The 26,852-nt window shown below is 54.7% G+C and carries 19 protein-coding genes; all 19 read right to left on the reverse strand.

The features are described 5' to 3' along the window. Positions 1 to 126: 126 nt before the first annotated feature. Positions 127 to 1,218: an ADP-ribosylarginine hydrolase Tri1 gene (gene tri1, locus IAI47_RS11525; RefSeq protein WP_008927182.1), complete on the reverse strand. Its 1,092-nt coding sequence runs from the start codon at positions 1,216 to 1,218 to the stop codon at positions 127 to 129. After that, entirely contained in the window at positions 1,215 to 2,552 is a 1,338-nt protein-coding gene (locus IAI47_RS11530) for a PAAR domain-containing protein (RefSeq protein WP_008927181.1), read from the reverse strand. The genes tri1 and IAI47_RS11530 overlap by 4 nt, the downstream gene beginning before the upstream one ends. A gap of 3 nt (positions 2,553 to 2,555) precedes the next feature. Further along, on the reverse strand, positions 2,556 to 3,350 hold the full coding sequence (locus IAI47_RS11535; protein ID WP_187961132.1) for a DcrB-related protein: 795 nt from the start codon (positions 3,348 to 3,350) through the stop codon (positions 2,556 to 2,558). 2 nt (positions 3,351 to 3,352) lie between these two features. After that, entirely contained in the window at positions 3,353 to 5,302 is a 1,950-nt protein-coding gene (locus tag IAI47_RS11540; protein ID WP_187961133.1) for a type VI secretion system Vgr family protein, read from the reverse strand. A gap of 533 nt (positions 5,303 to 5,835) precedes the next feature. Then, positions 5,836 to 6,273 (reverse strand): hypothetical protein, encoded by a 438-nt coding sequence (locus IAI47_RS11545; RefSeq protein ID WP_008927165.1) that lies wholly within the window; start codon positions 6,271 to 6,273, stop codon positions 5,836 to 5,838. A gap of 448 nt (positions 6,274 to 6,721) precedes the next feature. Next, complete coding sequence (locus IAI47_RS11550; protein ID WP_008927164.1) at positions 6,722 to 7,033, reverse strand: hypothetical protein; 312 nt, start codon at positions 7,031 to 7,033, stop codon at positions 6,722 to 6,724. A 212-nt stretch (positions 7,034 to 7,245) separates the two neighbouring features. Next, the gene (locus tag IAI47_RS11555) at positions 7,246 to 7,656 is read right to left on the reverse strand and encodes an immunity 22 family protein (RefSeq protein ID WP_008927163.1); all 411 of its coding nucleotides are present in this window, start codon (positions 7,654 to 7,656) and stop codon (positions 7,246 to 7,248) included. Next, on the reverse strand, positions 7,656 to 12,179 hold the full coding sequence (locus IAI47_RS11560; protein WP_008927162.1) for an RHS repeat-associated core domain-containing protein: 4,524 nt from the start codon (positions 12,177 to 12,179) through the stop codon (positions 7,656 to 7,658). The genes IAI47_RS11555 and IAI47_RS11560 overlap by 1 nt, the downstream gene beginning before the upstream one ends. Before the next feature lie 2 nt (positions 12,180 to 12,181). After that, a complete protein-coding gene (locus IAI47_RS11565; protein ID WP_003849020.1) occupies positions 12,182 to 12,601 on the reverse strand; it encodes a DcrB-related protein in 420 nt (139 codons plus the stop codon). Next, positions 12,601 to 14,532: a type VI secretion system Vgr family protein gene (locus IAI47_RS11570; RefSeq protein ID WP_187961134.1), complete on the reverse strand. Its 1,932-nt coding sequence runs from the start codon at positions 14,530 to 14,532 to the stop codon at positions 12,601 to 12,603. The genes IAI47_RS11565 and IAI47_RS11570 overlap by 1 nt, the downstream gene beginning before the upstream one ends. 16 nt (positions 14,533 to 14,548) lie before the next feature. After that, entirely contained in the window at positions 14,549 to 16,051 is a 1,503-nt protein-coding gene (locus IAI47_RS11575; protein WP_008925987.1) for a serine/threonine-protein kinase, read from the reverse strand. Between the two features lie 27 nt (positions 16,052 to 16,078). Continuing rightward, positions 16,079 to 18,688 carry a type VI secretion system ATPase TssH gene (tssH, locus tag IAI47_RS11580; protein ID WP_008925986.1) on the reverse strand — a complete coding sequence of 870 codons (2,610 nt, stop codon included), beginning with the start codon at positions 18,686 to 18,688 and terminating at the stop codon, positions 16,079 to 16,081. 54 nt (positions 18,689 to 18,742) lie between these two features. Further along, positions 18,743 to 19,789, reverse strand: a complete 1,047-nt coding sequence (gene tssG / locus IAI47_RS11585; protein WP_003853282.1) for a type VI secretion system baseplate subunit TssG — start codon at positions 19,787 to 19,789, stop codon at positions 18,743 to 18,745. Further along, entirely contained in the window at positions 19,786 to 21,657 is a 1,872-nt protein-coding gene (gene tssF, locus IAI47_RS11590; protein ID WP_003853283.1) for a type VI secretion system baseplate subunit TssF, read from the reverse strand. Before tssF ends, tssG begins: the two co-directional genes overlap by 4 nt. Positions 21,658 to 21,659: 2 nt before the next feature. Continuing rightward, positions 21,660 to 22,235 carry a type VI secretion system baseplate subunit TssE gene (gene tssE, locus IAI47_RS11595; protein ID WP_003853285.1) on the reverse strand — a complete coding sequence of 192 codons (576 nt, stop codon included), beginning with the start codon at positions 22,233 to 22,235 and terminating at the stop codon, positions 21,660 to 21,662. Beyond that, positions 22,225 to 23,052: a type VI secretion system accessory protein TagJ gene (locus IAI47_RS11600; protein ID WP_003853287.1), complete on the reverse strand. Its 828-nt coding sequence runs from the start codon at positions 23,050 to 23,052 to the stop codon at positions 22,225 to 22,227. The genes tssE and IAI47_RS11600 overlap by 11 nt, the downstream gene beginning before the upstream one ends. A 16-nt stretch (positions 23,053 to 23,068) precedes the next feature. Then, the gene (locus IAI47_RS11605; protein ID WP_003853289.1) at positions 23,069 to 24,049 is read right to left on the reverse strand and encodes a hypothetical protein; all 981 of its coding nucleotides are present in this window, start codon (positions 24,047 to 24,049) and stop codon (positions 23,069 to 23,071) included. Positions 24,050 to 24,059: 10 nt separating this feature from the next. Next, positions 24,060 to 24,851 carry a PP2C family serine/threonine-protein phosphatase gene (locus IAI47_RS11610; RefSeq protein ID WP_003853291.1) on the reverse strand — a complete coding sequence of 264 codons (792 nt, stop codon included), beginning with the start codon at positions 24,849 to 24,851 and terminating at the stop codon, positions 24,060 to 24,062. Then, the gene (gene tagH / locus IAI47_RS11615; protein ID WP_187961135.1) at positions 24,848 to 26,716 is read right to left on the reverse strand and encodes a type VI secretion system-associated FHA domain protein TagH; all 1,869 of its coding nucleotides are present in this window, start codon (positions 26,714 to 26,716) and stop codon (positions 24,848 to 24,850) included. Before tagH ends, IAI47_RS11610 begins: the two co-directional genes overlap by 4 nt. Positions 26,717 to 26,852 lie beyond the last annotated feature (136 nt).

Below are 26,852 nucleotides of genomic sequence, written 5' to 3' on the forward strand. Positions count from 1 at the left end.
CATTATTACTCAGATCAAGTTCATCGAAATGTCTTTACAGTTTAGTGAATGTGATTAGAAACCACTTCAACTTCAATCTTTTTATTTATAAAAAAAATCCCATACTTCAGATATGGGATCTTATCATCAATCTTTCTCTTCAGGTGCTAAGTGAAACAGCTTTTCGGCCAGCGCAAGAATTCTGTCTTTATCGACTATTTTATTAACCCACTCCTGAGGAATGCCTGACAGTCCATACAATGCGCCCGCTAACTGACCAGCCGTTGCTGCCACACTATCAGCGTCATCAGCAAGATTTGCCGCCAGCAAAATGGCATCTTTAAAATTGTCTGTATGCCAGACGGCCCATAATGCGGCCTCAAGGGTGTCGATAACATAGCCCGAGGAGCGAATTTGATCCCGATGCTTTTCTTTATATTCACCGGCATTGATGATCAATACACGTAATGTTGATCCCATAAGATGAGGAGCAAAGCTCTCACTCTTACTGTAACCATTTAAGATGTAATGAAGCATGACATTAAAAAAGCGACAGCTATCTATAGACTCTGCGGCACAATGTGTAGCCTCACTCTGTAATATCGCATCTCGCCAACCGTCAATAAACGATTTCCTTCTGAAAATAGCAGTAGGTGCATGGCGGATTAATGCTGCATTTCCTGCAGTCTCAGGAGAAGTATTCCCCATCCAGGTTGGTCCATGAAGTACAAACTGCTCAAGCGCATAGCGCGTTGTATTACCTATATCAAAGCATACGCCATTAGAACTATTTGTCCCATTCTTATACCAGTTAAGTAACTTTTGTCGGAACAATGTAATATCACATTTATGGCTTTCAATATAAGTTTCAGCGAGACACAGCGCCATCGAGGTGTCATCAGTCCACTCACCGGGTTTAAGAGAAAAAGGTCCCCCGCCAACCATATCATCAACGCGAGCTTTATCTCTTGGCATAAATTCTAGCGTTGTGCCGATAGCGTCTCCAACCGCCAACCCCATCAAAGCGCCCTGACATTTATCTAATGCCTGTTCATCAGTAATTTTCTGAGGTAAGGATTTCGCCCATTCTGGCTTGAGAGCGTCCTCAGGTTTAGCGCGTAAAGGTTTTTGCTCATAAGACATTCTGTTCATCAACTGCCGTGATGCCTGGGGTATTAAATGAGCGTAACGTCTGGCATAAATGAAAAGCGCATCATCATCAGCCCTAAGATCAATCATAAAAACTCCTTATAAGTCAATGTAATATTCCCGCCATCATCAATTCTTTCGATAACTTTAAATTGTGTGTCTGGAGGGTATAAAACTTCCGCTTCAAGAGGATACTCTGATAAAAATGCCACGTCTCGCCCGGAAGCACCATTGACTTTAATCAATATGTTACCTTGAAATGGTTCATTTGAGGATGTACTCATAAATGCACCATCTGAAACAATGTTACCAGGCTGATTTTTAGCAAGTATTTCTTCAGGAAGGGAATTTATCCCTCGATATGAAAGTCCTTTATTAGGAGGGAGCTTGGAAAGGCCATCCTTAGCATGTGCGGCAAAGGCTTCTAATTCTGGAGTTAATGGAGTTTGACCTCTTAATGCTGGATTTAATGCTGTGTAACCCTCATTCGTGGTATAGCCATATAAAGCTCCCACTTGGTCATCCGTAAGCATTGCAGACTTCACCGCATTATTGCTCAATGCGTTTGCACGTCCTGCTGCAATCCATTCATCCGCCTGGGCCTTTCCAACAGCCTCAGACAAAGACATTTTCGGAACAACAGGTTCAGCTACAACTTCAGGCACAACCTCAACGTTCTCACCCGTTTTGACAGCACGCCAGGCATCAAACTTCATTCCCCCTTTGCCACCCAATGCCCCACCGGCAAAACTGCCTGCCAGCATAGACCATTTTTGTCCGTCAGAGTCTTCCCCGAACAGTCTGCCACCGACCCAGCTGCCAGCGTAACCACCACCCATTGCGCCTGCTAATCCTAACAGGGCTATAGCAGGTGAAGCCAGGACCGCAACGGCAGCAGTGCCCACTCCCATCATCACCCAGTTTACCCAGCCAGGGATTTCGGGGTTGATATCGTCGGTCTGAAGTTTGCCTCCGCCAATAAAGACATTGGTGGAACCGCCAGATATCTCCGCACTGCAGGTCAAACGGTCTCCAATACGGGCGGCAGGAAAATTATTAATAAAAACCTTATCTGAACCTTCGGCAACCCGTTGCGATGAGCCGCTGTGCTCATCGCAGTCGCCTTTGGACAAATGTGCACGTATCGCTGCTCTGCTGTTAGTGAAAACATTCGGTGAGCCGGATAACAGTTTGCCCGTGTTATGCCGCGGAGCCCATGACATGCTCCCTAGCACTTCACCCACCCCTCCGGCAGCACAGGCACCGGCTGCTGCTGCAGATACGACAACCAGAGCCGCTCCACCAGTTACAACAACGGCCGCTGCACCTAAAATGGCACCGCCAATTAACCCGGCGATCATCCAGCCTTTAGAAGCTGTGTGGGCTATCTCGTCCTGCTCTCTGGCAGCATTGAATTCAGCCATGATTTATACATCCTTATGTCTCTGAAGAAACGCAAGGATTTGTGATTCGCTGGCGAGATCTTCTGGTCCTTTAAAGGCTTTTGCCATGCCAAGAATATCTCTTACAGATGAGTTTTTTCTGTGTGGTGATGTCCATAGTGCATAGCGCAACGGCTCTTCATTATTTAAGGCGGCGATATGTAATGGGCTTCCCGCTGAGTCAAAGAACAAATAACTGCCATTCAGAGCTCTTTTCAAATCAACATTCTGATAAAGTAATGTCACCGTTTCATGTGCGGTAAGCACTTTAGTATCGTTATCAAAAGAAAAGAAAATCCCCGACGCATCAGTTGCCACGGGTACCGGCTCATCATCAGAATCACGAGAATTAAATTTTATACTGTTAATAATCTCATGATATTGCTTAGTATAATAATCATTAAAACGTCCTGGGCATGTTCCAATATAACAAACAATCTTTTTACCCCCGGCGTCATCATCAAATAAAACAATCGATTGTTTTTGCCAGATCTCAGCGCCATCATTTTCAAAATGATAAAAAATCTCAACTGCAGGCAGATTATCTATCTCGATCAGTTGTGATGTTACGTTTACAAAAGCGGGAACAGTGACACTCATCTCATTGATAATTCTAGCGGCCACTTTTTGCACTGTATCGTCATGAAAAGCAGATGCACGAGACACTACGAACGTAAACTCACTCGCATTATTTTCGCTGAGCGTAAAAAGATTCATTGTCCTGTCTTTAAATATGTCGGGCAGTTCAATTGAAGCTTCCTGAAGAGTATAGGTGGCCATTTTTATCCTTTGGTATTTTTTGCTGATGAAGAAAAGTAGTTTTCAATTTCACTTTTTATTTTATTTTTATGTCCACTACCCGGTGCAATTATTGCAGCGCTTCCTCCTTCCGGATTTAAATGTAAATCACCACCTTTGGTATTAATCTCTCCATTACCATCGACGGTAATGTTAAAATTTTTACCAATAAAATTAATCGCACCTTCCTTAGTTAACTCAATCGCGCTCAGACCACACTCGATCCTTACAGTGTCTCCGGCTGCAATGGTGTAAGAAGCAAAGGCCTGTTCAGTACGATTGCCCGTTGTCAGCGTTTTACTATTTCCCTGAGTGCCGAGAGCATGGTCACCATCCACTCGCGTCTCATTATTAGCGCCCACCGAAACTGTCCTATTGTTCAGAACACTGTGTGATTCATCATTTTTAACATGCGTATCCATGTTCTTCTGCGCCTGGATCCACAGGTGTTCCTCACCCGCCTTATCCTCAAACCTCAGCGCGTTCGCCGTATCCGCCGTGCCATCCTTCGACCGGCTTAAAAAGCCCATCTGCGTCGCTGCTGCCGGCAGCGCCCACGGCGGCATGCTCGCCTCGTTGTACACCCGGCCGATGATCAGCGGACGGTCCGGATCGCCGTTGATAAAGTCCACCACCACTTCGTCGTTAACACGCGGGATCTGCACGCCGCCGAATCCCTGGCCCGCCCAGGCGCTGGAGACGCGCACCCAGCAGGAGCTGGTGTCGTCGCCCTTCGCCAGACGGTCCCAGTGAAACTTCACCTTCACCCGCCCGTAGCGGTCGGTCCAGATCGACTCGCCTTTCGGCCCCACCACCTTCGCCGTCTGCGGACCGTGCGTTTTCGGCCACGGCGTCTCCGGCGGCGTGCGGTACGTCACCGACGACGGCAGCACCGTGAAGCTGATGTTGTGCCGGCTCTCGCCGGTGTCGCCGCTGGCGTAACTGTTCTCGGCGAAGTCATAGGTCGCCGAGGTCACCAGATATTCGCCGTTGTCGCTGAAGTGCGGCGCGTTGATGATGGCGAAGGTGAAGCCCGGCGCGATGCCGGTGGCGGTGCCCGACCCGCTGACGCTGTGGTGCTCGGCCTGCCACACCTCCTGACGGATGCGCGCGTAGGACTCGCCGTGGCTGTGGTCGACAAAGTGTCCCGGCCAGTCGTAGACGTCCACCGAGCCCGGCACCGGCGACGCCGGGTTCTGCCGCGCCTGCAGCATCCACGCGTTCGGCTTGCGGAAGTCGTAGTCGTCGGTGCTGTAGATGCCCGGCGTCACGCTCTCCGCCAGCGACCACTGGCTGATGCCCTCTTCCGTCACCACGCCGCCCGACGGGGTGACGTGATAGGCGATGGTCTCATAGCCCGGAAACGCCTGATGCTGGTCCGGCGCGTCGCACAGCACCAGCGTGTGCCTGTCCGCCTCGTGGCGGAAGAAGTAGTAAATCCCCTCCAGCTCCATCAGGCGGCTGATAAAGTCCAGGCTGCTCTCCTGATACTGCACGCAGTACTCCCACACCCGGTAGCTGCCCGCCAGGCGCGTCTCCACGTTAACCGCATACTCCTTCAGCAGCGTCTGCACAATCTGCGGCACCGTCTGGCTCTGGAAGATGCGCAGGTTGCGGTCGCGCCGCATCGGCCACAGGTCCGGCTCCACCGTCAGCTGGTAGACCGCGTAGCGGGTGCCGCTCAGCTCCTGGCTGCGCACCGCCAGCCGGGTGATTTTGCCGTTGAGGTAGCGCGGGCTCAGCGCGTTCATCAGGCCGTCGGTCGGCAGCGTAAAGGTCACCGGCTTGCCCAGCAGGGCGTGACGGTCGATGCGCGCGTCGGTGGCCAGCAGTTCGGCGGTGAGCACAAACGGACGGGACAGCGTCTCGGTGCCCGTGAGCGTATGGAACAGCAGGCCGTCCGCCGGCAGCTGGGCAGTAATGCGTGAGAACATAATCAGATTCCGTGCTTATATTAGAGATTAGGTACCAGTACGTCATGGCGCTGTCATTCAGAGTATCGATGTGCACCAGTGGCTCCCAGCCATCCGCGGTCGACAGGTAATGCGTGTCGCGCTGCTGCTTTCACCTACCGTTTGTAACTCTCTACACAGGCAGCACACCGTCCCGGTTTAGTTCCCGTGGTGTTACAGGACTTTTAGCCCGTCATGGCAGGCTTTTTAAACAGCCAGTCAGACATATTTATCTCACACTGGCAGCCTTCATACGCGGCCCAGACTTCCAGGCAGGGTGAGTCATCCGTGGTTAATTAGCGTCAGATGTGAGTTAAACCGATATCAGGGAGGCAACTGGTTCCAGTCCCTTGGCTGGAAGCTGCCTGGCAGCGCAACGGTAATACAGGATTTCTTCTCTGGCCAGGGTATAAAGGCATTTTCGGAAGCGCTGTTAGATCGCTTCCCTGGAGAAGCCCGACGTAAAAGAAAAGTATATTCCTTGTTAATATTAACAGCCTGTTTCCCTTCTTAGTTTAATTCGCCAGCCAGATGCCGTAATAAATCACTATAGTTCCAAGAGAAAGAATGACCTTTGAAAAAATGAACAGCCCTGGTGCCAGCTTACTGATAGCCGGTGAAAACCGCCTGTAATTGTCTGCATTATATTTCTTGTGAAAATCCATAACAGTGCCAAACATATTGCAGAATCCGACAAGTATAAATTTCATACCCCATATAAAAAATAATGATGCACCTAACGCCTCCATTAAGTCCCCTGCGGCGTCCCTGGTAAAACCCGGAATTATAACTGCCAGTCCTTTAAGCACGAACCCAATAGCAATAATGGCGATAAAAACACCAGCAAAAGCTTTCCCTATACCAGCCAGCGTTTTTTTCCCATAGGACATCTTACTGCTCCAGATAAAATACACCGTCACTGACCAGAATAATAAAAATGCTAAAATCTCCATGTTGTTGCCATCCATTTTTAAAAATCAATTAGCAGCCAGAATCGTTATGTAGCCGCTAATTATAGCAATATTGCTAAGGCCACCTCCCTCAACATTATCCGAATATCCTACACTGCTAATAATAAAATCACTCACGGAATTTATGATAAGTTACAAATAAACTTCACCCGTTAATCTTAATAATAAAGAAAATCTGACGCTGGTTGTTTCCGTATTAGTTTGATGATTGAGTCAGGGCGGTCAAATATGCGGATAAAATGCGGCTTTAAATAGAAGAATGAAAATTTAATGCCTGAGGACTCGCTTGCGGATGATCTATTAATTTAGAAAGCTGAGCTAAGTTACCAGCCTAATCATAACCCCAGTGAAATTTACCCTTAAGTTGGAGAAATTTTAAAAAGCAACATAGAGAATTATAAATTGATTAATAAAATACCCATAAATGTACTCACCTAATCTTTTCTCTCAATTCATTAGCTGATGCAGCATCACCAGAAGATTGAATCTCATCGATCAATCTCGAAGCTTCAATCATGTCTCCTTTATTTATCAAATAAACCGCATAATTGTACCTGGCAATCTCATTTCCTTGTAAGGCAGATATTTTCAACCATTTTATCATGTCAGGCTTGATGAAATTTGAAAATGCATAATACTGATATAGCTTAATAGAGGCATCGCTATTTACCTCCAAGGATTTCTTCTTGTAATAAACAATTTCATCTTCATTTAAATAGTAAATAGTTCCACTTGAAAGCATTCTTGAACCTCGCGACCAGCTCACGATGAAAATAGTAGACTCGTCAAAATAGATAATAAAATATAAATTATCGTTAATTTTCACTGAAGGATATGAGCATCTCTAAGAAAATAGCAGAGAGTTGAAATTATGAATAAAAAACCGGAATGAGCATAATAGCCGCCTCCGGTAGATACCAAGAAACTAGGTTAGATCACTTTTAAAGTGTTAAATCAATCACCTTTGAAGCAACCAATATATTTTAATCCTTTAAAATCACTACCTATAGCAGGAAAATTATCAACGTCAAGATTTGAATACCATAAAATGGCGTTTGCTTTATCAATTCCCAAGTTGGCGCATGTATTTCTTATTTTTTCCATCTCGCTTAGATCAACTGCTGCTTGCTCAAGTATCTCATTAAGAGGAACATCTTTTTCTTCTCTTGGTATTATTCCTATACAGTCTTCATCGTACCACTTTGTGCCAAGATACTGACAAAATGCACAAACTTTATAGGAGGGATCCTCAAAATCCCCTTCAGTTGAGTAATCAAGCTCAAAATATTTCAAATAGTCTTTTTCGGAATCATAATTACTTCCTATCCAAAGATGTACAATATCCGCGTCGTAATTAGTATTCATCAAAAGCATCCTGTTCGTTTCATGTGGATCGAATGGTGTGTTTCTATAATGTCTATGGCTTGCATCTTAGTTTCAGCACTTTTTAAATCACTGATAAGTTTGTTATGGAAATGCCGCCCTGCTTTACTTCCATGATGAGGACCATTTGGGACAGGCATTCCATTTCTATCAGTGACATTAATAAATGTAATTTCGCTAGTCGGAACTGTCATTGCTTTAAGCTCTTCTGCGCTAAACCCTAACTCTTTCGCTTTAGATGCTATCGATACAGGGAACATTTCATGCATACCACCGGGACTTCGAAGAGCACTCTCAACAGCTGATTTATTATCGATAATATCCTGAACTGATGCGCCATTAAACCAGGAGTTAAACGTGCCTTTTTCCCAAGGAATCAAGCCTAATGGATCCACCCAAACCATTGGATCATTAACATAGGTGTAAGTATTCAATCCACCCTTTAACCCTATCGGGTCCGGCTGCGTATAGCGACCGCCGCGCGGGTCATAATATCTTAGCGTGTTATAGTGCAGCCCGGTTTCACGGTCAAGGTACTGTCCCTGAAAACGAAGGTTCTGCGGCACGCCCCAGCTCGCATTACACTGTTCTGACAGGGTGCGCCCCCAGACAGAGAAGTTGCCGCGCCAGACGCTTTTGCCTTCCTCATCAGTCAGCCTGTCCGGCAGGCCGTTTATCTCGGTGTGGTACCAGTAAATATCACTATGCGCGCCTGTGCTGTCAATACGTGCCAGCGGTTCGTAGCTGTTTTCTGCATAAACATAGCGTACGCCTGTGTCTGGCCTGTGAGTGCTGCTTTCACCAACCAGTTGCATGCCCAGCCAGGCAAATTTTGTGCATTCCGGCTGCTCCTGACGGTGCCGCCAGACGCGTTTTTCCGTACGGCGTCCCAGCGCATCGTACAAGTATTGCGCGCGGCTGAATTCAATATCACCCTCAATCTGAACATCACTGATACGATGCTCACTGTCATAAAAAAAACGCTGCACAATACCCCGGTGGCTATCATGCCGCTCCGTCATACGACCAAAGCCATCATATTCCCAGCGCACACCATCCAGACGCCTCAGCATGTTATTCCGTACCGGATGCAAATCCTGTGTTGTCTGATTGTCTGCAGCGTCATACAAAAACTGTTCATCACAGCCCGGCATTATGCTTTGCGTCACCCTGCCAGCTGCATCGTATCCCCATAGCAACTGTCGGTATTTCTCCTGCGGCGACGACGGTGTGCCATCTGTATAAATCTGACGGATAATCTGATCGGCCTGATCCCACTGGTAACGTCTTTCTGCAATCAGCGTTTTACGCGGGTTGTCCAGACAGCGCCGATGGGAAATCCGTCCCGCCACGTCATAATATGTCTCCTGCGTTAGCACGCCCTGCGTGCGATTCGTTTCCCGGTGCAGACGGTCTCGCTGATATCCTGCCAGGGACAACTTTTTCGCGTTGAAGGAGAGTTGAATCTCCAGAAGATGTCCACTGCCGTAACGAAGAAAGTCGATTTTCTGTCCATCCGGGTATGACGTTGCACTCAGATTATTCAGTGCATCATATTGATGACAGTACTCCCCTGAATGATTTTTTTCGCTGATCAATCTGCCCAGTTTATTATAGGTAAATATCTGATATTCAGCATGTTCCGGGTCACGCATCTCAATAGCAGCCTGACGCCATTCCTGATATGGCGCGCGACAAATCTCTAATGCCAGGGCACTGTGCCGGAACTCGGTCCGATGCTCACATGTTTCACGCGCCGTCATTCGCCCCAGCGCATCATATTCATAGTTCGTGACTTGAGGCGGCATTTCGCTGCTGCTGTCCGGATAGCGGATAAGCGACTCTACCTGCTGGAGCGCATTGTAATGATACTCGGTCTTCCGTCCTGCATAATCCTGCTGCTGCTGCAATAATCCAGTCGAACTATAGCTAAAATGCCACTCCTGCATGTTGCTGTTAATTAATGTTGTCAGTCGCCCAGCCCGATTGAAACGAAACTGTGTTTTCTGGCCCGCCGGATCAACTGCCTCAATGACCTGACCACGGGAATTTAAAGTAACTTTATGCGCCAGAATACCTTCAATACTTTGCCCGCATAGTAAGCCGGCTTTATTGTATTCGAATCGGGTTTCACGTCCGTCCGGACGCGTTAAAATTTCAAGTCGCCCCGCCGGACTCCATGCAAATCGCTGTGTATTGCCCAGCGCATCCGTGATGCTTACCAGCCTTCCTGTATCATCATACTGACGGCGAGCAGGGTAACCGGAACAGTCTTCTTCGCGGATTAGTTGGCCACGACTGTCCCACCAGAAACAGTGCCGGTTACAATGAGCATCTATGCGCTCAACCAGATCTCCCTGTTCATTCCATTTTAAAAGTGTGGTTGCACCTTCCGGATCGGTCAGAGACACAACATCACCGGCTAGATTATACTCGTATTGCCATACTGCACCGTTCGGTAACACCTCTTTCAACGGGAGCGCATATAACGGATGCCAGGTTTTAAGCGTGGTGCGCTCCAGCGGATCGCGCTCCATCGTCAGATTTCCACGCGCATCAAAAGCGTACTCCCAGCGGGCTCCGTCGGGCTGTACCATCTCATTTAGCTGTTCACTGGTCCCAGCCCAGTTGAATGCCCAGCTACCGCCATGTTCATCGGTATAAGCCGTTATACGGTACAACATATCCCAGCGATGCTGACTGGATACACCTTCATCGTTACTCACATAGGCGATGCGTTCTTTTTCGTCAGTATTAATACGCCAGTTTTCCAGCACGCTTGCCTGTTCATCCAGCACCTGGTAGGAAGAAACTCGCCAGTGCCTGCTGTCCAGAGCGGGTTGCCACTGATACTGAACTTTCAGGCCGGTTGAAAAACTGTGCCATGCCAGCATGTCACTAGCCCGATCCCAGCCATACTGGCGCAAAACGATGTTGTCCGCATCGCTCACCATGATCAGCTGGTTCTGCTCGTTGTAACGGTAAGACACCATGCAGCGGCGCGTATTTCCACAAACCTGATATACTGCGCTAAGCCGTCCCCACTCCTGATACTCAAGCTCGACATCAAGTGCTTCATTATCACTAAAGATGCGTACCAACTGCCCCTGCTTATTCCATTCAAAATATTGAGCATTTTCATGGCGATCGTAGAGACGATGCAGGCGCCATTCGCCCATATTTAAGGGATCCGGTTCGTAAAGCTGGTGTTCGCCGTCATGATGCTGTATCACCATCGCACCGTTCGGGCTACAGAACAGTTTCAGACCTTCTTCCTGAAAATCAATGACGTCTCCTGTATTGACCTTGCCCATGCCCAACTCACGGCCAGTCATATCACGAAACATCAGTTGATTATCCGGCAAACGATACAAGCGGGTTTCAAAAGGCAGCATCCAGCCAGTACCTAATATCCCGGCTGCTAAGTTGCGACTGTGGTAAATACGCTGCCATCTGAGTGGTATGCGATCCGGTAGCACAAAATCGAGGTCTTCATCCTGTGCAAGGATTTTAGCGCCAGTAGCAATATTGACAGGAAATGCCGTACTACTGGCTTTAATGACTGCCTGAGCAGCGGCTTCGGTTGCGACGATGCCGCCGAGCGGGCAAATGATTTCTTTAGCAAGGCCGCGCAGAATCAGACGGCTGTAACCAAACTTGATCAGCTGTGGCAGTACCCCTGCCAGGGCCCCGCCCAGTAAATTACCAGCCATATACGCCAGCATGTTTTTACCGCTGTGGATGTCACGCACTGTAATGGTATCGCCGCCGATGCGTACACGGGGATTTTCGCTAATTTTAATAACTGCTTCACAAGTGCTTTTGTCACCATTACGCGCAGCAGGCTGGTTATTGATTAACACTTTTTTTGAACCCTGCGCGATAAAATTACTGCTGGTGACCATATGGCCTTTAGCACATGCGACTTTATCCTGCGGCATGGGTGCCGCATAAGGGTTTGCACTTTCCACCACAGGCTGAGTCAGGCTGGTCCAGACGCTTTTTCCCCAATCTTTAATGTCATCAGACGTAATGTGGCTAGCCTTCTCAGCCACTGACATAAGCGCAGCACCGGGATTCAGTGTTGTTTTCATTGCCATTGCTACGCCAGTAAGCGCAAGCATACCGATCCCCGCCCAGTCAATGCCTTCATCTTGGGCAACTGGCATATTAAGATAGCCACGATCCACAGTGCCGGCTGCGCGCGCTGCCTTTTTCCCCATTATCAACACATCGTCAGACCCACTGATGATGATCGCATCAGGCGGTCCGGGATCAATTACGCTGTCGACAAATTTGCCTGCAGCGTCGCCGATTTCCTCAAGTTTTCCGCTGAAAATCAGCCCGGCAATCGCTGCACCGCCAATCACCGCACCAATTCCTGTACCCGCTGCCAGCATCACTCCTGCAACGATGGCACCTTCTACCAGGCCTCCCACAAAATCGGCAAGCGCCGAGCTATGCACCAGGGGGTCGTCGATACGGGCTGCAATAAAATCCGTCATCGTCAGACTCCCAGTTGCATACCCGCTTTGACTGAGTTCCAGAGCGCATCTGTATCTGCATCAAAAGGGGTCGTTCGGCTAAAGGTCAGTACAAGGAGATGATCTTCCATTCGCACGATCGCTAGCTGTTCATACATCATGACATGCTGGTTCTCGAAAGAGAGTTTGACCTCTTTTGCAGACTGGCCCGCAATAGTGCTTGTCACCTGCTCACCCATTACAACCTTCTTCATTCGCTGCTTAATCCTGGCCAGCTGCTGGGAGAAATAGTCATTTTCTTCTTCAGGTGAGATATCCCATGCGCGGGTGATGACTAAAGTTGCATCACTGGCAGGAAATTTCAGAACATTGATGCTGTGATCCTGCCAGGCATCAGACAAGTTGAGGGTGCCCTCTGAAAGAGCAAATGATTTAATTTCCATTATTCTTTACTTCCCTGATTAAATGCCGCTTTTACAGCATTCTGAATTTGTGCTGATGTGGGCTCTGTATCAGAAGCAGCGGCAGGTTTACTAATATTTAAATCCAGCGTACCGCCGGTATTAATTTCACCCTGCCCGGACGCGTTCACTGTGAAATTTATACATTGCAGATTGACCTGACCGTTAGCGCCTAATTCCAGAATGGATTGACCAGCCACCAGACGTATTCCGGTATCAGAAGCTTGCACAATGCCTCCCTGCACTAGTTGTAAAAAACCACCACCAATTACCTCCGTATGTGAAAGCTGTGTTGCCTGCTCATGCGCACCGGCCACCTTACCTTTGTAGTCTCGATTAATGCTGACGGTTTGTGAGCCACCAACACTATGTGATTCATCATTTTTAACATGGGTATCCATGTTCTTTTGTGCCTGGATCCACAGGTGTTCTTCACCCGCCTTATCCTCAAACCTCAGCGCGTTCGCCGTATCCGCCGTGCCATCCTTCGACCGGCTTAAAAAACCCATCTGCGTCGCCGCAGCAGGCAGCGCCCACGGCGGCATGCTTGCCTCGTTATACACGCGGCCGATAATCAGCGGACGGTCCGGATCGCCGTTGATGAAGTCCACCACCACTTCGTCGTTAACGCGCGGGATCTGCACCCCGCCGAACCCCTGACCCGCCCAGGCGCTGGAGACGCGCACCCAGCAGGAGCTGGTGTCGTCGCCCTTCGCCAGACGGTCCCAGTGAAACTTCACCTTCACCCGCCCGTAGCGGTCGGTCCAGATCGACTCGCCTTTGGGGCCCACCACCTTCGCGGTCTGCGGACCGTGCGTTTTCGGCCACGGCGTCTCCGGCGGCGTGCGGTACGTCACCGACGACGGCAGCACCGTGAAGCTGATGTTGTGACGGCTGTCACTGGTGTCGCCGCTGGCGTAACTGTTCTCGGCGAAGTCATAGGTCGCCGAGGTCACCAGATATTCGCCGTTGTCGCTGAAGTGCGGCGCGTTGATGATGGCGAAGGTGAAGCCAGGCGCGATGCCGGTGGCGGTGCCCGACCCGCTGACGCTGTGGTGCTCGGCCTGCCACACCTCCTGACGGATGCGCGCGTAGGACTCGCCGTGGCTGTGGTCGACAAAGTGACCCGGCCAGTCGTAGACGTCCACCGAGCCCGGCACCGGCGACGCCGGGTTCTGCCGCGCCTGCAGCATCCACGCGTTCGGCTTGCGGAAGTCGTAGTCGTCGGTGCTGTAGATGCCCGGCGTCACGCTCTCCGCCAGCGACCACTGGCTGATGCCCTCTTCCGTCACCACGCCGCCCGACGGGGTGACGTGATAGGCGATGGTCTCATAGCCCGGAAACGCCTGGTGCTGGTCCGGCGCGTCGCACAGCACCAGCGTATGTTTGTCCGCCTCGTGGCGGAAGAAGTAGTAAATCCCCTCCAGCTCCATCAGGCGGCTGATGAAGTCCAGGCTGCTCTCCTGATACTGAACGCAGTACTCCCACACCCGGTAGTTGCCCGCCAGGCGCGTCTCCACGCTGACCGCGTACTCCTTCAGCAGCGTCTGCACAATCTGCGGCACCGTCTGGCTCTGGAAGATGCGCAGGTTGCGGTCGCGCTGCATCGGCCACAGGTCCGGCTCCACCGTAAGCTGGTAGACCGCGTAGCGGGTGCCGCTCAGCTCCTGGCTGCGCACCGCCACCCGGGTGATTTTGCCGTTGAGGTAGCGCGGGCTCAGCGCGTTCATCAGGCCGTCGGTGGGCAGCGTAAACGTCACCGGCTTGCCCAGCAGGGCGTGACGGTCGATGCGCGCGTCGGTGGCCAGCAGTTCGGCGGTGAGCACAAACGGACGGGACAGCGTCTCGGTGCCGGTGAGCGTGTGGAACAGCAGGCCGTCCGCCGGCAGCTGTGCAGTAATGCGTGAGAACATAAGTAATCCCTGACTATTAACTGTGTGGATCGAGCAACCAGACGCCTTCTTCGCTGATGTTCAGCGTCTGCTGGCGGGTGCCACTCTGGCCGCTAATGGCAAAGGTATAGTTGCCAGGTGCAAGCTGCAGCGTCGCGAAGCCATTCACCGCCGGCACCAGCGCCTGCGGCTGACCGTTTACCTGAACGCGTTCCCCCTGCTGCAACCGGATATAAACCTGAGCGACCGGCGCGGGTGGCGGTGCGGGTTGTGGATCGGGTTCACGTGCGGCGGTCTGCGCAGGCTCAGCAGTCTGAGCCGGGGCGCTGGCAACGGTATCCGGCGGAGTCTCAGACTGGGTCGGTGGCGCAGCCACCGGCTGGTTGACCGGTGCGACGGTGACGGCAGGCGCGCTGTTTTGCGCGACCTCAGCCGGCGATGACTCATTACCACGTGACATCAGCAGACCGGCGCACAGGCCGACCAGCACACCCGCAGCCACCAGGCCAGGCAGTGCAAACCGGTGTCCCAGCAGCGTTTTCAGCGGCGAGGCGGGTTTGACCTCCTCCTCTTCTTCTGTGATCGGCACCAGCATCGTACCTGGCCCGCTCATTTTTGCGCTGAGCAGCGGTTCTGACTCGCGTTCCGGCAGCGCCATCAGCACAGCAAAATCATCAATGCTCTGCGGGCGATCTTCCGGCTTCAGCGCCAGTGCGCGATCCACCGCACTGAGCAGCGCCGTGGAAAATCCTGCCAGACGACGCTGCACCAGCGGCTGATAATTATCTTCGATGCTCCGCACCACGCTGACCGGTGGCGGTGCACCGGTAATCAGCGTATGCAGCACCGCGCCCAGCGCATAGATATCGGTCCACGCGCCCTGCTCGCTCTCGTCGTTGTCGCTGTATTGCTCTATCGGCGCATAGCCAGGACGCAGCATGGTCTCGCTCTCATCCGACAGGTTGCCGATGGTTTTGCGCGCCGACCCGAAGTCCAGCAGGATCGGCTCGCCGCTGCTCTGAATCTGGATGTTATCCAGCGAGATATCACGATGCAGGTAACCCGCTTCATGGATGGTTTTAATCGCGCCCAGCAGCGGCGGCAGCATGCGACGGATCCAGGTTTCATCTACCGACTGCGGATTGCGTTCGCGGAAGTTTGAGAGCGTGGTGCCGCTGTAGAACACCGTGCCCATGTAGGCAGTGTCGTTCTGCACCCAGAAACGCAGCACGTGCAGCAGGTTCGGATGGTTAAAGCGCGCCAGCAGACGCGCCTCCTGAATAAAGCTGTTCAGTCCGGCGTGAAAAGTTTTGCTGAAACGTTCACTGCGCAGCACCAGATTAAGGTCATCGCTGCGCACCGCCAGTGACGCGGGCATAAACTCTTTGATGGCGATATCACGTTCCAGCTGGTGATCCCAGGCGCGATAGACGATACCAAAGCCACCACCGCCGATAACCTCTTTGATTTCAAACTCATTAAAGCGGTAACCCAGCGGCAGCGCGTTGGGGACATTCAGGGGTTGATCATGTTCCGACATATTCGAAAACTCTCTGATAACTAAGCTTTAAACAGCGAACTGGCAGACAAATTCGCCCTGCTCACAACGCACTTCGACGCGGCGATAGCGTTCATCGCGGGCGTGCGCACTCAGCAATATCTGGCTCATCTGCGGCAACAGCGTGTTAGTGAGGATGGCATCCACCATGCGACCGCCCGACTCCACCTCGGTACAGCGCTGGACGATCTGGCTCACCACCGACTCGTCGATCTGCGCCTCAATCCCATGGTTGTCGGCCAGACGACGCACAATGCGCGCCAGCTGCAGCCGCACAATCTCCGCCAGCATTTCATCGCTGAGCGGGTAATACGGCACCACCAGCAGACGGCCCAGCAGCGCAGGCGGGAACACCTCCAGCAGCGGCTTACGCAGCGCGGTGCTCAGGGCATCCGGATCGGGCATCAGTTCAGGATCAGCACACATCGCGCTGATCAACTGCGTGCCGACGTTCGAGGTCAGAATGATGATGGTGTTGCGGAAATCGATGTGGCGACCTTCGCCATCCTCCATCCAGCCCTTATCAAACACCTGGAAGAACAGCTCATGCACATCTGGATGGGCTTTCTCAATCTCATCCAGCAGCACCACGCTGTAGGGACGACGGCGAACGGCTTCGGTCAGCACGCCGCCTTCGCCGTAGCCGACGTAGCCCGGCGGAGCACCTTTCAGCGTCGAGACAGTGTGCGCCTCCTGAAACTCACTCATGTTGATGGTGATGATGTTCTGCTCGCCGCCATACAGCGACTCGGCCAGCGCCAGCGCGGTCTCGGTTTTACCGACACCGGACGGGCCGCACAGCATAAAGACGCCTGCGGGCTTGTTGGGGTTATCCAGGCGGGCGCGCGTAGTGCGAACCCGTTTGGCGATCAGCTCCAGACCGTGACGCTGGCCGATGACGCGCTGGTTCAGGGTGTCAGCCAGATTCAGGACGGCGTCGATCTCATTCTTCACCATCCGGCCCAGTGGAATACCGGTCCAGTCCGAGACCACGGCAGCCACCACGCCTGCATCGACAGCGGCAAACAGCAGCGGCGAGTCGCCCTGCAGCGCCGTGAGTTGCTGCTGCGTTGCATCGCGCTGTTCACGCAGCGCCGGATCCTCTTCGGTTACACAGCGGGCGCGCAGCGCAATCAGCGTTTCAACCAGTTCGCGCTCCTGCAGCCAGCGCTGTTGCAGTGCATCACGTTCAGTTTCCAGGGCCGTGCGCTCTGCGGCAATCGCCTGCTGGCGGGTCACATCGCCAAGGCCGACGCGGATTTCACGTTCAATGATCTCCGCTTCAATCTCCAGCGCGGCCAGACGATGCAGACAATCTTCCAGCGCCGCAGGCTGTGCGCCCTGACTGACCGCCACGCGCGCGCAGGCAGTATCCAGCAGCGCCACCGCTTTATCGGGCAGCTGACGCGCCGGAATGTAGCGATGGGATAGTTTCACTGCCGCAGTGACTGCATCATCCAGCAACAGCACCCGATGGTGTTTCTCCAGCGCGCTGACGGTGCTGCGCAGCATCAGAATCGCTTTGGCTTCATCCGGCTCCTGCACCTGCACGGTCTGGAAGCGGCGGGTCAGCGCCGGATCTTTCTCAATGTACTTTTTGTATTCGGCCCAGGTGGTCGCGCCGATAGTGCGAAGCTGGCCGCGCGCCAGCGCCGGTTTCAGCAGGTTGGCGGCATCGCCGGTGCCCTGCTGACCACCCGCGCCAACCAGAGTGTGGATCTCATCGACAAACAGCACGATCGGCGTCGGGCTGGACTGCACCTCATTGATTAGCGCCTGCAGTCGCGCTTCGAACTCCCCTTTCATCCCGGCACCCGCCTGCAGCAGGCCGATATCCAGCAGCCAGAGCTGCACATCGCGCAGCGGCGCAGGCACATCTCCCGCTGCAATACGCAGCGCGAGGCCTTCGACCACCGCGGTTTTGCCGACGCCTGCTTCACCGGTCAGCAACGGGTTGTTCTGACGACGACGCATCAGGATATCGACCATCTGGCGGATCTCATCGTCACGCCCGGTTACCGGATCGATGCGGCCTTCACGGGCGCGCGCGGTCAGATCCTGTCCATATTGTTCCAGCGTCGTGCCACCGGCCGCAGGCGGTGCGCCCGCCGCGTCCGCCGGTGCGCTCATCGCCTGCTGCGCTTCTTTGCTGTTACTGAGTAGCGTGTCGAAATCCGCCAGCAGCGCATCGGCATTAACCCGGCTGAACTGGCCGGAGATGCCTTTCAGTACGCTGGCCAGGTTGAAGGTTTTCAGCATACCAATCAGCAGATGACCGCCGCGAATGCGGGTCGCGCCATATTTCAGCGAGGCATAAACCCACGCCCGCTCAACGGCGCTGTCGATATGCTCAGAGAGGTCGGAGACCGCACTGGCACCGCGAGGCAGGCGATCCAGCGCGGCAACGATGTCCTGAGTCAGGGCCTTTTCATCCAGTGAAAAATGTGTGATGACCTGCTGTAAGTCGCCATCCTGCTGCTGCATCAGTTGATGCAGCCAGTGCACCAGTTCGACATAGGGATTGCCGCGCAGTTTGCAAAAGGCGGTGGCGCTTTCCAGCGAGGTAAATAACAGCGTATCCAGTTTGCCGAATAGCACGGCACGGCTGATTTCTGACATAGGGGGCTCTCTTCAATGAAAGACGCAGGCTGTGTAACAGGGAAAGCGGCTGGGCTAGCGTGAAGCAGCCTCAACCTCAAACATGAAATCTTCACGATCGTGCGGCTGCGGCATCTGCCCCAGCCAGCTGGTGTAGCCGAGTCGGGCAGTGCCGCCCAGCGCCACACCCTGCACCTCGTCAGCGGCCAGGATCAGACTGAGATCCCATTGCATTTCGATGCCAAGGTAGTGACGCACCCAGTCGCGCACTTCCTGCGCGCCGGGCGCATCCGGCAGAAAATGGGCATACTGCGCGGCGTTGAGCGGGCCCAGGTGCAGGCGAAAACGGTGCTGCACATCACGTACCGCCACACCGAGAAACGCGGAGGCGCCCAGCCGGGGCATGTGACGTCCCGCGCCCAGTCGGGCCTGATCGCGGCTGTCCAGCGTCAGCCAGTGCGGCAGGTTCTGCGTGAGCCGGACCGGTACGCCAAAGTAGTGGCGCAGAATGCGCACCAGCCCTTCCGCATCATGACCGTGACGGCTGAGATGGCCCACCAGCATCAGTCGGGCATGGAGACTCAGCGAGCTGGCCTGCTGCTGGGCCGGCAAACCGATGCCCGCCAGACAGGCGAGATAGTTCAGGAAGCGACTGTCGTCGGGACGATCCAGCGACACGGTCGGCTGCGCATCCGCCCAGGCACGATAGAACAGCAGCGTGGCGCGGTGGTGAAACAGGTCAGCAAACGCCGACAGGCTGTGATCCTGATGATGCACGATGCGTTCATGCACATATTCGGTCAGATGGGTTGGCAGCGGGCCGTTGGGGCCAAACAGGCCAAAGCTGTAGATCGACAGCTCATGACGCTCCGAACCCTCACGCGGGGTGGCACTGGCGACGGTGGCCGGTGCAAACGCCAGTGACGGCGTCTGACCGATGCGTACCGATTCGAACTTCGGCAGCGGCGCACGGCCCAGCGGATAACGCTGACCGCCCTGCGCGTCCAGCCGTCGCAGCAGCTGAAACAGATCGTAGCGCCACGGCGCGGCCATGACTTTCTGCCAGAAATCATCCGGCAGTCGGGTCAGACGCGGCAGCGTAATGACTTTTTCGCCACTCATATCAGCGCTTTCCTGCCCATGCGCGGCGGCCAGTAGCCCACTTCCCCGCGCTGCTGGCTGTTCAGGGTGAACTCTGTGAAGCTGTTAAGTGCCACCAGCCGGCCACAAACCCGCTCCAGTACGCTGCCAAACAGCCATGGGCTGGCACCCGAAAACGCCTGCTCATCCACTTCCAGCGTGATGCTGACACCGCGCGCAAACACCACCGGCCCTGGCTCAGGCACACGGCGGTTTACCGCGCTGAGCGTACAGTGACGAATGCCGTCAATCTGGCGGGCAACTGGCGCTTCGGCGAGATTAGCGTAGAGACTCAGCAACTGGCGCAGCGCCGCCGCACCTTCCCCGTCGCTGCTGTCCATCAGACTGAGATAGTTCATCTGCAGATGGCTGATCAGCCGCCACGCTGAAAGGCCTTCTGCCAGCGCCGGACGTGGTGGCGTCGGTCCTTTGCACAGCTTCAGCTCCGACACCGGAATGGAATCCGGCATCACGAAATTGCCCTGATCCTGCTGCAGCATCAGCGGCAGATCGCGGCTGGTACACATCACCTCGGCAGAGAGATAGCGCACGTCGTCGCGCCACGGCGCATGATGCTCATCCACCAGCGACAGAAACACTTCTGAACCGATGTAGCCGGTGCGCGTGCCATAACGTTGTGCCTGCTCTGACAGGGTGCGCTGTTCGCGGCGCAGCGAGAAGTAGGCGCCATAGTCACCCTGATCGCCGCTGAAGGTGCTCCAGAACGGGCGGAATACCTGCTCTTCCCGCTTGCCCTCTACGGTGGCAAACAGCCGCTGCACCGAATGCACCTCATAATCCAGCGGCCGGATGTTATCCACTACCAGATGATATTCATGCTGACTGTCGCTGACCTTCAGACGCTCGGCGGTTTTCGGGAAGAGGTTAATGACCGGCGTGCAGTGCAGCGCCAGATGGCTGTGATCGACCACGCTTTCCAGCGCGCTGTCCGCTTTGTCGAGCAGGATGATAATGTCGAACGCTGTGGCGTTGTCGCAGCGGCGCAAAAACGGGCCGAGCTGACTCAGGCTGATAAACTGAAAGCGTGCCGGAAAAGCGAAATATTCCTGCAACAGACGATAGCCGTCGAAGTTGCGCAGGTCGTCGGGCAGCAGCGCCTGCTCTGGCGCAAAACCCTCCTGCTGCAGGGCGTCATCTGTCAGCACCTGACGCTGTGGCCGTTTCTCTACCGACTGCAGCACGATACCTACCCGATGCTGCATCAGCAGCTCAAGCAGCTTCAGCGCCTGAATATCCGGGCCGCTGAGGAACAGCATCAGGTCCTCGACGTTGAGCTGACTCAGCGAGGAGATCCCTTCACAGGTGATACGGATGCGCAGCGCACTTGCCGCGCCCAGGCCCGTGAGTTTCAGCTCGCCAGAAGGCAGATCACCTGGCACGCCGCCGAGGCTGGCTTCAGTGATGCGCAGCGGATGCAGCACCACATCGTGTGCGGTGGAGTAGCTGCAGGTCACCCCGGTTTTTTTCAGGTTCTGGCTCTCCATCATGGTGCCGCGCGGCACCCGGAAACCCTGAGTGATATCACCTTTGCGGCTGTCCGGCGTCAGCTGCGCAATCGCCATGGAGGGCGTTGGCGAGAGATAAGATGGCGCAATCATCTCCAGCAGACGCTGTGAGAAGCGCGGAAACTCCGCATCCATCTTCAGCTGCACGCGCGACGTCAGGAAGGCAAACCCCTCCATCAGCCGTTCCACATAGGGATCCGCCACGTCAATACCATGCATGCCAAGACGTCCCGCCACTTTCGGGTAGCGCGTCGCAAACTCTGCCCCCATCTCGCGCAGGTAGGCCAGTTCACGGTTGTAGTAGTCGAGCAGATTGCTGTCCATGGTTATCCTGCATCCTGAAGTTCGAAATGGCCGCTCTCCAGATCAACCTGAGTGCGGAACAGAAACGCCAGTGGATAAGGCACACACCAGAGCCGCCCTTTGATCTCAATCGACAGCACGTTGTGCAGGCTGAGCGAGCCGAGATCGCTGACGCAGCGCACCTGCAGCCCCTGCGGCAGAATACGCGGCTCGAAGTGCAGAATGGCGTTGGTCATTTTGCGCTGCATATCCTGCCATTCAATATCGGAGACGTTCTGCCCGGCCAGCGGCGCAACGCCGAAATTCCAGACCGAGCGCTGCACCTGATCGAAACCACTGAGATCCTGCTGCGCTTCGTTATTAATAGTGTTGAACAGCCACTGCAGATCGCGCAGGACGTGGCGACGCAGCGTGCTGTGGCTGATCAGCATGCTGTTCTCCGCCTCCTGCTGCTTGTCCGGCGCGTTGTCGGTCAGGCGATCCAGCAATGAGGATTGCAGCTTGTCGCGGGCGGTCAACGCATCGCGCTTTTTGCGCGCGCGAAAGCCGCCGTGCAGCTGGGCATAGCCATCATTGTGCGCGCCTGAATCATGACTCATCGGCAGACTCTGTATTGTCGAACGTGACCTGCTGCAGGCTCAGCAGCGAGAATTCCGCGCTGTCGCTGAGCCACATTTTTTGTCCCTGGCCAATGAACTGATCCGTATCATCGCCAAGTGTCTGCCATTCGGTGACGCTGGCACGCAGAAAACGCTCGTCTGCACCCGCCAGCAGCGGATAGCGCGCCGGAATCTGACACACCTGCTCGCTGCCATCCACCAGCTGCACGCGTGTGTGACGCCACACCAGATCGGTGACGCTGGCAGGCGCCTGGAACTGCATCTCACGAATAGCGGCAAACGGGATCCAGTAGTAACGCCCCTGATTGATCACTTCACACACCGGACCGAAACGGCTGTCGCCATCCATCAGCCAGCTGAATGCGGTTGGCTGATCCTGTTGGGTGGCGGTGCCGGGATTGGCGTCGGCGAGGTCGAGTGCCTCAGCCCGCAGTGCAGTGCCGCGCGCGACATCGCCCGCGGTGTCGGCCTGTAAGGCGGCCAGCAGTGTGTCGCACCAGTGCCAGGCGCTGCCCGGCAGTACCGGATCGGCCTCACCGCGCAGTACCGCGTCACGCTGCAGTTCACCGGCGATTGCCTGCTGCAACAGATTGACGGTTGGTTGCGCCTGCGGACTTAACGCCAGCCAGGATTGCAGCTGCGTCTGCGCGCGCGACCAGTTACCTGACAGGCAAAGCAATTGCACAAAGGCAGCCCGCAGATCGGCATTTGCCGGATTCGCCTGAATCTGGCGGGTGACGTCAGCCAGTGTTTCGCCGAGCGTGGCTTTAGCCAGAAGGTGTTGTAAGGATTCCATGCAAACTCCTTTTGCGTCAGTTAAGGGTGCGATAGACCGCAGCGGCGGGATTTTTCAGTTCAGGATGGAGTTTTTCCACCAGCTGCACGCTGAGCGTGCCATCCCCACTGACCCACGGTGACCAGACTTTGCGAACTTCCTGCAGACGCGCCTGAACCGCACTCTCATCAGCCGCTTCGCTGGCGGGCATCTGCACCACCACCTGACGCACCGCCTGCCAGCCGTTAAAACGGTTACTGAACGGAAGAACCAGCCAGCTGTCAGGGGATTTTTCGTTGCTCAGCACCATACGCTCGCTATTGACCGTGGTGATGTGGAGTTCGGCCGTGGATGACTGATTGCTCAGGCCCGTCACCGGGAAACCCTGCAGGAAGGTCACGCCGATTGCCGCAGATGCACCGTTACCTTGCTGAGTCAGGCGGCTTTGCCCGCTGAGCCAGCCGTCAGAACCGCAGACCAGCCCCTGTTTTGCGGGAACAAACAGCGCGCTACCCTGCGCCGGATGCTGCCACCAGGTGCGGAAATGGCAGCCATCCAGCAGACTGAATTGCAGCCACGGCGAGGTATCCGCCTGGGCGGCATTGCGCAGAGCGTCAACAGGCACGGCCGCCGTGGTTGGCTGTTGCTGTTGCTGCTGCGGTGCCGCTGGCGTCACCACGGTTTTCCACTGCTGCGCACGAGCGGCACTGCCGGTGGCGATTTCACTGCCCTCTGGATCGGTCAGCTGCCAGTGCAGTTGCTGCAGCGGTTTACACTGCGTGGCCATCAGTCCGGCTACCCGTGGCAAGAACTCTTTTAAAACAGTCGGGTTTTTCTCACCCATCGTGACGATGCGCAGGTTAATGGTGCTGTTACACCAGCTCGACAGCTGATTGTTTTTGACGTCATCAATCCAGACATCCAGTTTCTGTGCCGGGGACTGTACGATGCGATAGTTTTCAGCATAAGCCTGCGTGCTGAGCACCAGCGCAGCCAGACCCAGTAATCCATATTTCATGTTGGCGTTCTCAATCTCGCAGAGGGAAGAACTGCGCCGCTTCAGAGAGCGAGTGCAGCAAGGTGGTGTCCTGGGGCGATCCAATCCAGACGGCCAGCGCGCTGAAATTATCCTGCTGCCCCTGATCCGACTGATCGTTTTTGATGATTTGCTGCATCAGCGTCAGCCACTCTTCCGGTGTGTTCACCATGTGCAGTGACTGCTGCATCTGCTCCAGCGAAACGCCATGCCAGAAACCATCGGTGCAGAGTAAAAAGGCATCGCCATCTTCGATTTCGACCACGTCGCTGTAGCTGGCGTCACGCTGCTCATCACCCATCCCCAGCGCAAAATAGAGCAGGTTGCTGTTAATGCCTTCGGTGCGATGTCCGGCATCTTTCATCTGCTGCACCAGGCTGTGGTCGGTGGTGACAAGATAGAGATAGCCGCGACGAAACAGATAGAGGCGGCTATCACCTGCATGGGCCCAGCAGGCAAGATGGTAGTCGCGGTCAATGAACAGGCTGACCAGCGTGGTCCCCATCCGGCTGTGTTCGCTGCTGGCTTTCTGCTGCTGCCGGATGGCGTGGTTCGCGTGATTAACGTAGTTGCGAATCGACTGCGCATTGAGGTGCGCATCGCCATCAAAGGCCTGCAGCAGGCTGCTGCGGGCGATGGCGGCCGCCCTGTCACCGCCGGGAAACCCGGCTACACCGTCGCAGACGACAAAGCAGGCTGAACGCGTACCGATGACATCACCGATCTGATCCTGATTACTGGCGCGATCGCCCTGATTGGACGTCGAGGCAATAGTGATATTCATGCGTCATCCGTGTGGGTTTGTGAGTCTTTGTACTGATTGACTTCCAGGTCATAGGCGTGCAGAAACGCTTCGCCAAACAGGGTATGAAAGTCGTCTTCGATCTCGCCCGCGGTCTCGCCGTAGCGCTCAACAAAATGCTCCCACAGTGCTGCTTTGCGGCTGCCCGGCAGACCAATACGTGACACTGAACCTGCCTGACGCGCCTCTTCTTCCAGCTGCTCCGGGTTAAAGGATTGCAGCATTGAGGCGATAATGGCGCGGATACCGGCGATCATGCCCAGCTGGTGCGCCTGCAGATCGATCAGCGCATCACGCACCGCCTGACGCGGCGGCATAAAGCCCGGCATCCGGCTGCCGAACATCTGCATTAATACGGTTTTACCCGACGGCAGCAGCTTGAAGGGGTTGTTGGCATCATCAAGGATCACCGTCATGTCGGCTTTGACGCCGCGCTTGAGGATCGAACGCGACGACAGCAGTGCCACCGTGCCCTGTGAGAACATGCTGAGCATCTGACCAAACTGCAGCATCTGTTCGCGATCAAACTGTGGCGTCGGCTGCAGGTCACGCAGGCCCATGCCTTCCAGCAGCGCATCCAGCAGTTCGCCCTTGAGGGCGTCGCCGCTGCTCTGGCTCGGTGTTGAGGGAGGAACTGCAGCGGCATGATGATGACCGGAAGCAACCGGATCGATGCGCAGGCGCCCTTTGGGCGTCGGCGATGGCGTGCGCTGCACTGTCTGGGGCGTGGGCAGCGTGATCCCGCCGTAGTCGTTCTGCGGATTCACCGCGTCAGGCTGGCTGGACTCCGCTTCATCCGCCTGGCGTGGGGCTTCGCTGTGCACCTGGCTCTGAGGCTGGTCATCAACCGGTAAGTCGATACCGCTGAACAGCGGTGAGTTTTCCATTTCGTTCAGGCTGACGGAGACCTGCTCGGGTTCGTGTGCAGTAACCGGCTCAGGCTTTGCCTCTTGCTGAGGCGATACCGGCGACGTGGACGGTTTCGCTGTCGGCAGCTCCGGCTGTGCCAGCGGCACCGCATTGCCCATCATCAGTCCTAATGGATCGTCATGGTTGCGCACATCAGTCTGGCTCTCGCCGTCAAACAGACTAAGCGGGTCCAGTTCAGCGGCGGGCGCTTCAGCCTGCTTTGGCGCGTTATGCTGCTGAGCCGACAGCGTGCTCGGCGTCCGATCGTCAAAAATGCTCTGCTGTGCGAAGAGCGCATCGCCGTCATCAAACAGGCTGCTGCTTTTGGGCTTCTGACCATAATCCAGCGGCGCATCGTTGATCAGTTGCGCCAGCGGATCTTCCGGATTCCGGTCAGCAGCAGCAGGTGTGGTGAGCGGATGGGCATCCGGCATCTCCGGCACCGCTTTGCGTTTAGAGAGATCGTCTGAAATCGAAAACTCTTTCGCCAGGCTGTCCCAGATTTCGCTGGGAATGGCAGCGGTGGTGCTGGCTTTTTCGGCTGCAGGTTCGCGAACAGGTGCAGCGGGCTGCACGGGTTCAGGACGAGGAGCGGCCCTTTCCATCTGCGGCTGATGATCACCGTTGAGGTCGCTGACCAGCAGCTGATAATCATCAATGCCGAGAATGTCTCCATCCTGCAGTTCAACCTGCCGACCGCGCTCCAGCGGAATATCGTTGAGCAGCACACGTGTCACATTGCCACGGTTGGTCAGGCGACATTCGCCGTTCGCGGTGATGTGCACAATCGCCTGCAGGCGGGAGAGCGTCCGGTCATCATCTGGCAGCACCAGATTGTTATCCACGCCGCGACCAATGGTGCCGCCGGGCGGGAAGAAATCACAATGAGTCTGAGGCGGCTGTTGGCCCGGTTTAGTCGTTATTATCGTAAAGCGCATAACGGATTCCTGCGGTTAGCGGTTCGGCATCTATACCGCGCACCTCTCAGGGAAAGGCGCGGGGTATAGGGAGCGGGAGATTTTAGAATTGGTTTTCTTAAATAGCTGGCGGTTAATTAAGACTTATAAACAGAAA

Origin of the sequence: Pantoea sp. MT58, from assembly GCF_014495885.1 — a bacterium.
Lineage (GTDB): Bacteria > Pseudomonadota > Gammaproteobacteria > Enterobacterales > Enterobacteriaceae > Pantoea > Pantoea eucalypti.

Coding starts and splice junctions, on each gene's coding strand:
- tssE (WP_003853285.1), bottom strand. CDS start 22,235: ATGAGTCATGATTCAGGCGCGCACAATGATGGCTATGCCCAGCTGCAC.
- IAI47_RS11535 (WP_187961132.1), bottom strand. CDS start 3,350: ATGGCCACCTATACTCTTCAGGAAGCTTCAATTGAACTGCCCGACATA.
- IAI47_RS11565 (WP_003849020.1), bottom strand. CDS start 12,601: ATGGAAATTAAATCATTTGCTCTTTCAGAGGGCACCCTCAACTTGTCT.
- IAI47_RS11600 (WP_003853287.1), bottom strand. CDS start 23,052: ATGGAATCCTTACAACACCTTCTGGCTAAAGCCACGCTCGGCGAAACA.
- IAI47_RS11530 (WP_008927181.1), bottom strand. CDS start 2,552: ATGGCTGAATTCAATGCTGCCAGAGAGCAGGACGAGATAGCCCACACA.
- IAI47_RS11545 (WP_008927165.1), bottom strand. CDS start 6,273: ATGGAGATTTTAGCATTTTTATTATTCTGGTCAGTGACGGTGTATTTT.
- IAI47_RS11610 (WP_003853291.1), bottom strand. CDS start 24,851: ATGAATATCACTATTGCCTCGACGTCCAATCAGGGCGATCGCGCCAGT.
- tri1 (WP_008927182.1), bottom strand. CDS start 1,218: ATGATTGATCTTAGGGCTGATGATGATGCGCTTTTCATTTATGCCAGA.
- tssF (WP_003853283.1), bottom strand. CDS start 21,657: ATGGACAGCAATCTGCTCGACTACTACAACCGTGAACTGGCCTACCTG.
- IAI47_RS11560 (WP_008927162.1), bottom strand. CDS start 12,179: ATGACGGATTTTATTGCAGCCCGTATCGACGACCCCCTGGTGCATAGC.
- IAI47_RS11570 (WP_187961134.1), bottom strand. CDS start 14,532: ATGTTCTCACGCATTACTGCACAGCTGCCGGCGGACGGCCTGCTGTTC.
- IAI47_RS11575 (WP_008925987.1), bottom strand. CDS start 16,051: ATGTCGGAACATGATCAACCCCTGAATGTCCCCAACGCGCTGCCGCTG.
- IAI47_RS11550 (WP_008927164.1), bottom strand. CDS start 7,033: ATGCTTTCAAGTGGAACTATTTACTATTTAAATGAAGATGAAATTGTT.
- IAI47_RS11555 (WP_008927163.1), bottom strand. CDS start 7,656: ATGAATACTAATTACGACGCGGATATTGTACATCTTTGGATAGGAAGT.
- IAI47_RS11605 (WP_003853289.1), bottom strand. CDS start 24,049: ATGAAATATGGATTACTGGGTCTGGCTGCGCTGGTGCTCAGCACGCAG.
- tssH (WP_008925986.1), bottom strand. CDS start 18,688: ATGTCAGAAATCAGCCGTGCCGTGCTATTCGGCAAACTGGATACGCTG.
- tssG (WP_003853282.1), bottom strand. CDS start 19,789: ATGAGTGGCGAAAAAGTCATTACGCTGCCGCGTCTGACCCGACTGCCG.
- tagH (WP_187961135.1), bottom strand. CDS start 26,716: ATGCGCTTTACGATAATAACGACTAAACCGGGCCAACAGCCGCCTCAG.
- IAI47_RS11540 (WP_187961133.1), bottom strand. CDS start 5,302: ATGTTCTCACGCATTACTGCCCAGCTGCCGGCGGACGGCCTGCTGTTC.